Genomic DNA, 6,254 nt, shown 5'->3' with positions numbered 1-6,254 from the left:
TTGCTGCTGAGCCCGAGCCGATGGAATACGTTCGCGTTTGCGACGCATTCGGCACCGGCTTCTTCTACATCCCGGGCACGGAAACCTGCCTCAAGGTCGGCGGCTTCGTTCGCTTCCAGACCGGCTTTGCACGCGACGAAGTGAACGCTTTCGGCGTTGGCGGTCGTGAAAACTCCGATTGGGACGCTTTCACGAAGGCACACGTAAACTTCGACGCCCGCACGGACACCGAACTCGGCACGCTGCGTAGCTTCATCGCAATCGAAGCCAATGCCGACAACTCCGGCAACGGCGGCGCTTTCGGCATCGATGAAGCCTTCATCGAACTCGGCGGCTTCAAGGCTGGTTACTTCTACAGCTGGTGGGATAGCGGCATCAACGGCGAGACGGACTCGCTCGGCAACGAGACGCTGTTCAACTCGATCGCCTACACCTACGACGGTGGCACCTGGCGTGCAGGTATCTCGCTCGACGAGCTTGAGAACGCAAACTACAACATCAACCCTGCCAAGAACACGTCGAACGCTCTCGGCGTTGCCGGCACCGTTGGCTTCACGCTCGGCGGCGTAAACCTCGACATCCTCGGCGGCTACGACACCGAAGCCACCGAAGGCGCGATCCGCGCGATCCTGTCGGCTGAAGTCGGTCCGGGCACCGCACAGCTCGCTGGTATCTGGGCTTCTGACCCGAACGCTTACTGGGCCGCTTCCGAGTGGACCGTTGCTGCTTCCTACGCCTTCAAGGCAACGGAAAAGCTGACGTTCACCCCGGCCGCTCAGTACTTCGGTGATGTTGCCTTCAACAGCAACGTCGACGCATGGCGCGTTGGCCTCACGGTCGACTACGAAATCGTCAGCGGCCTGAACTTCAAGGGTACGGTTGACTACAACAAGGTCAACGTTTCCGGCGGTCAGGACACCGACTTCACCCGCGGCTTCCTGCGCCTGCAGCGCAACTTCTAAGTCCGGTTGACGTAACCAAAAAAGGGGAACCCGGCCTTGTGTCGGGTTTACCCGCTTCTGCTACTTTTGGGGCAAATGTGGCAGGAATACGGTAACCATTTGATGCAACCAATGCGCGCCTAAATGAGGCGCAGCAAGGTCGTCATGCCCAAAAGCATACAAATTAACGAGACGTATAGTCTGAACTACCAATTCCGGAGCGGTCCCCGCTTCCGGATGCATCCGCGCGCCAGCCTTCGCTCCCTTATGGAGCGCTATGTGGACCTCCTCTGGGAGCCCGGTTCTCACAAATATAATGTGACCTCCTTTGTCGGTGAGCTTGACGAGATTCTTTTCGGTGCCGAATTCTCGGAATTCACCGATGAGATGCTGGACAAGCTCTTTTCACACCTGCGCAAGCGCGGAAACAGCAACGCCACGATCAACAGGAAAATGGCGGCGCTGAGCAAACTGCTGCGCAAGGCCCACAAGATGGGCGACGTCCAGAGCCTGCCGGAATTCAAGCGCCTGAAGGAGAAAGCGGGGCGAATCCGTTTTCTCGAGCCGGACGAAGAAGTCCGCCTGTTCGAGGCGATAAATGAAAAGTCGGAGCTGTACGGGCGTTTCTGTATCTTCCTTATAGATACAGGGGCCCGGCTAGGCGAAGGGATTGGCCTGCGATGGCAGGACATCCAGGGCGAGCGCGTCACCTTCTGGCTGACAAAGAGCGGTAAAAGCCGCTCCGTCCCGCTCACCTTGCGGGCAACGGCGGCAATCAGGGCCTCGGACAGGGCCAAGCGCGGCCCGTTCACATCCATTGTCCAGGCAAAATTCCGGGCGGCGTGGAACGAGGCGAAGCAGGAAGTGGGGCTCGGAACCGAGCCCGACGTTGTTCCTCATATCCTGCGCCACACCTGTGCCTCGCGCCTCGTTCAGGGCGGCATCGACATCCGGCGCGTGCAGACCTGGCTCGGTCACCAGACATTGCAGATGACCATGCGCTATGCGCATCTGGCATCCGGCGACCTTGACGTCTGCGTACCTGTCCTGGAGCGCGCTGCGCTCGCCAGGGCGGAAGAACAACCAATGGCATCCGCCTCGCCCCTCCTGTAGGGGCCGGGCCCTCCCCGCCTTGGTTTCAAAGAGAGAATCAGCGCGCAGTTCGCGTGCTCACGTCCCGAAAGCAGGGCGCGTGAGCATGCACGCTGCGCCTGTTCCACAGGCTGGCGCGCCAAAGCTGCCCGAAAACAGACGGCCGGATGGCCTGCCTGTGGCAAAGATCGTCTCATTTCGTTGAACCGTCAAAAAAGCCTTGCAATCTCAAGCTCTGCCACATACTGAAACCGCGAGCGGAGAGGTGGCCGAGTGGTCGAAGGCGCTCCCCTGCTAAGGGAGTATACCGGAAACGGTATCGAGGGTTCGAATCCCTTCCTCTCCGCCAGTTCCCCTATCGCTTCTGTAGTTCGTCGTGATCATCCCGATTGTAGCGCGCTGCGATTTTTCGGAATTTTGACACCCGAAATCGGAATTTTCGATTTTCCGGTCACGCTGTCAAACCAGTCTGCAAGTCACCTTAGTCGCGGCGCGAGAGCCGCATTGTGGCGACCCCTCCACTGCCGTCAAATCTCTTTCTGAGGGCAACAAGTGGGAGGGCCGATGGCTACCGCAAATGGCAGCCGTGCGCTGCCGAGCCTCGGCACGACTGCTTTCCATCCCATGGCTGACATGTCCAGATCGGCCTGCAAGGGCCTTCTAGGCAGACTTGGCCTGCCTAGAAGGCCCAATCCTCGTCCTCGGTCGCAACCGCCTTCCCGATCACATAGGACGACCCCGAGCCGGAGAAGAAGTCTTGGTTTTCGTCGGCGTTCGGCGACAGTGCCGACAGGATGGCCGGGTTTACCTTGCAGGCTTCCGGCGGAAACAGCGCTTCATAGCCGAGGTTCATCAGCGCCTTGTTGGCGTTGTAGTGAAGGAATTTCTTGACGTCCTCGGTCAGGCCGACGCCGTCATAGAGCGCCTCGGTGTATCTCGCCTCATTGTCGTAGAGTTCGAGCAGGAGATCGAAGGCGAAGTCCTTCATTTCCTGCCGTTGTGCCTCCGACAGCCGCTCCAGCCCGCGCTGGAACTTGTAGCCGATATAGTAGCCGTGAACGGCCTCGTCGCGAATGATCAGGCGTATCATGTCGGCGGTGTTGGTCAGCTTCGCGCGGCTCGACCAGTACATCGGCAGATAGAAGCCGGAATAGAACAGGAAGCTTTCGAGGAAGACCGATGCGACCTTCTTCTTGAAAGGATCGTCTGAAGCATACTGCTCCATGACCAGCGCCGACTTTCGCTGCAGGAACTCATTCTCCTCCGACCAGCGATAGGCGTCGTCGACGTCGGGTGTCAGGCAGAGCGTCGAGAAAATGGAGGAATAGGATCGTGCGTGCACCGCCTCCATGAAGGAGATGTTGGAAAGCACGGCTTCCTCATGCGGCGTCACCGCATCGGCCATCAACTTGACCGACCCAACGCCGTTCTGGATCGTGTCCAGCAGCGTCAGGCCGGTGAAGACGCGGATTGTCAGCTGCTGCTCCTCCGGCTTCAGCGTCGCCCAGGATGGAATGTCGTTTGACAGCGGCACCTTCTCGGGTAGCCAGAAGTTTCCGGTCAGGCGGTTCCAGACCTCGAGGTCCTTGTCGTCCTCGATCCGGTTCCAGTTGATGGCGCGCACGGCCGCGGCAGCCTTTGGGGCCTTGGTCTTCACTTGGATGTTCATTCTATTCACCTGAAATCAGAGCGCACACGACACGCAGCCCTGCACTTCCGTGCCGGACAGCGCCATCTGGCGGAGGCGGATGTAGTAAATTGTCTTGATGCCCTTCTTCCACGCGTAGATCTGCGCCCGGTTGATGTCGCGGGTGGTCGCCGTGTCGCGGAAGAACAGCGTCAGCGACAGCCCCTGGTCGACATGCTGGGTGGCGGCCGCATAGGTGTCGATGATTTTCTCCGGGCCGATCTCGTAGGCATCCTGGTAGTAGTCGAGATTGTCATTGGTCATGAAGGCGGCCGGGTAATAGACGCGGCCGATCTTGCCTTCCTTGCGGATCTCGATCTTCGAGACGATCGGATGGATCGAGGAGGTCGAGTGGTTGATATAGGAGATAGAGCCGGTCGGCGGCACGGCCTGCAGGTTCTGGTTATAGAGCCCGCCTTCCATCACCGCCTGCTTCAGATCCCGCCAGTCCTCCTGCGTCGGGATGTCGATGCCGGTGGTCTCGAACAGTTCCGCCACACGCTCCGTCGCCGGCAGCCATTCGGCTTGCGTGTATTTGTCGAAATATTCGCCCGAGGCGTATTTCGAGTTCTCGAAGCCCTTGAAGCTCTGGCCACGCTCGACAGCGAGCCGGTTCGAGGCGCGGATCGCATGGTAGGTCACCGTATAGAAATAGATATTGGTGAAATCCACGCCTTCGTCGGAGCCATAGAAAATGCGCTCGCGGGCGAGAAAGCCGTGCAGGTTCATCTGGCCGAGGCCGATGGCGTGGCTCTCGTCGTTGCCCTTGGCGACGGAGGGCACCGAGGAAATGTGGCTCATGTCTGAAACCGCCGTGAGCGCCCGGATCGCCGTCTCGATCGTCTTGCCGAAATCGGCTGAATCCATCGCGGCGGCGATGTTCAGCGAGCCGAGATTGCAGGAAATGTCCTTGCCCAGATGCTTGTAGGAGAGATCGTCGTTGAACTCGCTCGCCTCGCTCACCTGCAGGATTTCCGAGCAGAGGTTGCTCATGGTGACGCGACCGGCGATCGGGTTGGCGCGGTTCACCGTGTCCTCGAACATGATGTAGGGGTAGCCGCTCTCGAACTGGATTTCGGCGATCATCTGGAAAAAGTCGCGCGCCTTGATCTTCTTCTTGCGAATGCGGCTGTCGGCGACCATCTCCCGGTACCTCTCGGTCACCGAGATTTCGGTGAACGGCGCGCCATAGACGCGTTCAACGTCATAGGGCGAAAACAGGTACATGTCCTCGTTGTTCCGGGCGAGTTCGAAGGTGATGTCCGGAATGACGACGCCGAGCGAGAGCGTCTTGATCCTGATCTTCTCGTCGGCGTTTTCGCGCTTGGTGTCGAGAAAGCGCATGATGTCAGGATGGTGGGCGTTCAGATAGACCGCTCCGGCTCCCTGACGCGCGCCGAGTTGATTGGCGTAGGAGAACGAATCCTCCAGCAGTTTCATGACAGGGATGATGCCCGAGGACTGGTTTTCTATGTGCTTGATCGGCGCGCCAGCCTCGCGGATGTTGGTGAGCGACAGCGCCACGCCGCCGCCGCGCTTGGAGAGCTGCAGCGCCGAATTGATCGACCGGCCGATGCTCTCCATATTGTCCTCGACCCTGAGCAGGAAGCACGAAACGAGTTCGCCGCGCTGCTTCTTCCCGGCATTGAGAAAGGTTGGCGTCGCCGGCTGAAAGCGGCCGGAAATGATCTCGTCGACGAGGTCGCAGGCAAGTTTCTCGTCGCCCCGTGCCAGCGCCAGCGCCACCATGCAGACGCGGTCCTCGTAGCGCTCCAGGTAGCGCTTTCCGTCAAAGGTCTTCAGCGTGTAGCTGGTGTAGTATTTGAACGCGCCGAGGAACGTCGGAAACCGGAACTTTCGCGCATAGGCCTCGTCGAACAGGTCGCGGACAAAGTTGAAGGAATACTGGTCGAGCACCTCCTGCTCGTAGTAGCCCTCGGTCACGAGGTAATCGAGCTTCTCGCGCAGGTTATGGAAGAACACCGTGTTCTGGTTGACGTGCTGTAGAAAGTACTGCCGCGCCGCCATCCGGTCCCTGTCGAGCTGGATGTTTCCCTGCTCGTCGTAGAGGTTCAGCATGGCGTTCAGCGCGTGGTAGTCCAGCGCGGGTTCCCCGGCCTTTGCCGGGCGTTCTAGCGTGAGCGTGTCCAAAATCGTTCCAATCCGTGTCTGACGTTAATGACGTCATCGTCGGTGCCCAGGAGTTCGAACCGGTAGAGGTACGGAACCTTGCACTTGGCGGAGATGACGTCGCCGGCGATCCCGAAGGTCGCGCCGAAATTGCTGTTGCCCGCGGCGATCACGCCGCGGATGAAGGAGCGGTTGCCCGTGTCGTTGAGAAAGCGGATCACCTGCTTGGGCACCGCCCCCCTCCCGTCGTTGCCGCAGTAGGTCGGGACGACCAGCACATAGGGGCGGTCGACCCGCAGGTCGCTTGCGGCGACGGGAATGCGGATCGCCTGTCTTCCGAGCCGACCGACGAAGCGATGGGTGTTCTCGGACCGGCTGGAGAAATAGAGGAGATCGCCCACTAC

At 59.7% G+C, this 6,254-nt stretch carries 5 protein-coding genes and 1 tRNA gene; 3 read left to right on the top strand and 3 right to left on the bottom strand.

Going from position 1 to position 6,254, the window contains the following annotated elements; translation table 11 throughout:
• The 3 genes from WA950_RS04770 to WA950_RS04760 form a co-directional block, all read left to right on the top strand.
• Window positions 1-962 (top strand): porin (locus tag WA950_RS04770; RefSeq protein ID WP_424550529.1); only part of this gene is annotated, 962 nt, incomplete at its 5' end.
• A gap of 123 nt (window positions 963-1,085) precedes the next feature.
• Window positions 1,086-2,054: a tyrosine-type recombinase/integrase gene (locus tag WA950_RS04765; RefSeq protein WP_424550528.1), complete on the top strand. Its 969-nt coding sequence runs from the start codon at window positions 1,086-1,088 to the stop codon at window positions 2,052-2,054.
• Window positions 2,055-2,292: 238 nt separating this feature from the next.
• Window positions 2,293-2,382, top strand: a tRNA-Ser gene (locus tag WA950_RS04760).
• Between the two features lie 330 nt (window positions 2,383-2,712).
• On the opposite strand, the gene nrdF is transcribed toward WA950_RS04760, so the two are convergent.
• Genes nrdF through nrdI form a run of 3 tightly spaced genes read right to left on the bottom strand, consistent with a single transcriptional unit; the run spans window position 2,713 to window position 6,251 of the window.
• The gene (gene nrdF, locus WA950_RS04755) at window positions 2,713-3,702 is read right to left on the bottom strand and encodes a class 1b ribonucleoside-diphosphate reductase subunit beta (RefSeq protein WP_424550527.1); all 990 of its coding nucleotides are present in this window, start codon (window positions 3,700-3,702) and stop codon (window positions 2,713-2,715) included.
• A gap of 15 nt (window positions 3,703-3,717) precedes the next feature.
• Window positions 3,718-5,871, bottom strand: a complete 2,154-nt coding sequence (gene nrdE, locus WA950_RS04750; protein WP_424550526.1) for a class 1b ribonucleoside-diphosphate reductase subunit alpha — start codon at window positions 5,869-5,871, stop codon at window positions 3,718-3,720.
• The gene (nrdI, locus tag WA950_RS04745) at window positions 5,853-6,251 is read right to left on the bottom strand and encodes a class Ib ribonucleoside-diphosphate reductase assembly flavoprotein NrdI (protein WP_424550544.1); all 399 of its coding nucleotides are present in this window, start codon (window positions 6,249-6,251) and stop codon (window positions 5,853-5,855) included. The genes nrdE and nrdI overlap by 19 nt, the downstream gene beginning before the upstream one ends.
• Between the last annotated feature and the right edge of the window lie 3 nt (window positions 6,252-6,254).

The organism is Shinella sp. (genome assembly GCF_049651085.1).
Taxonomy (GTDB): domain Bacteria; phylum Pseudomonadota; class Alphaproteobacteria; order Rhizobiales; family Rhizobiaceae; genus Shinella.
Note: the sequence above shows the minus strand (reverse complement) of the source record. Positions and strands in the feature narration are given on the sequence as shown.

What these genes read in the sequence shown, in the direction of transcription:
- nrdF (WP_424550527.1), bottom strand. Translation starts at nt 3,702, where the DNA reads ATGAACATCCAAGTGAAGACCAAGGCCCCAAAGGCTGCCGCGGCCGTG.
- WA950_RS04765 (WP_424550528.1), top strand. Translation starts at nt 1,086, where the DNA reads ATGAGGCGCAGCAAGGTCGTCATGCCCAAAAGCATACAAATTAACGAG.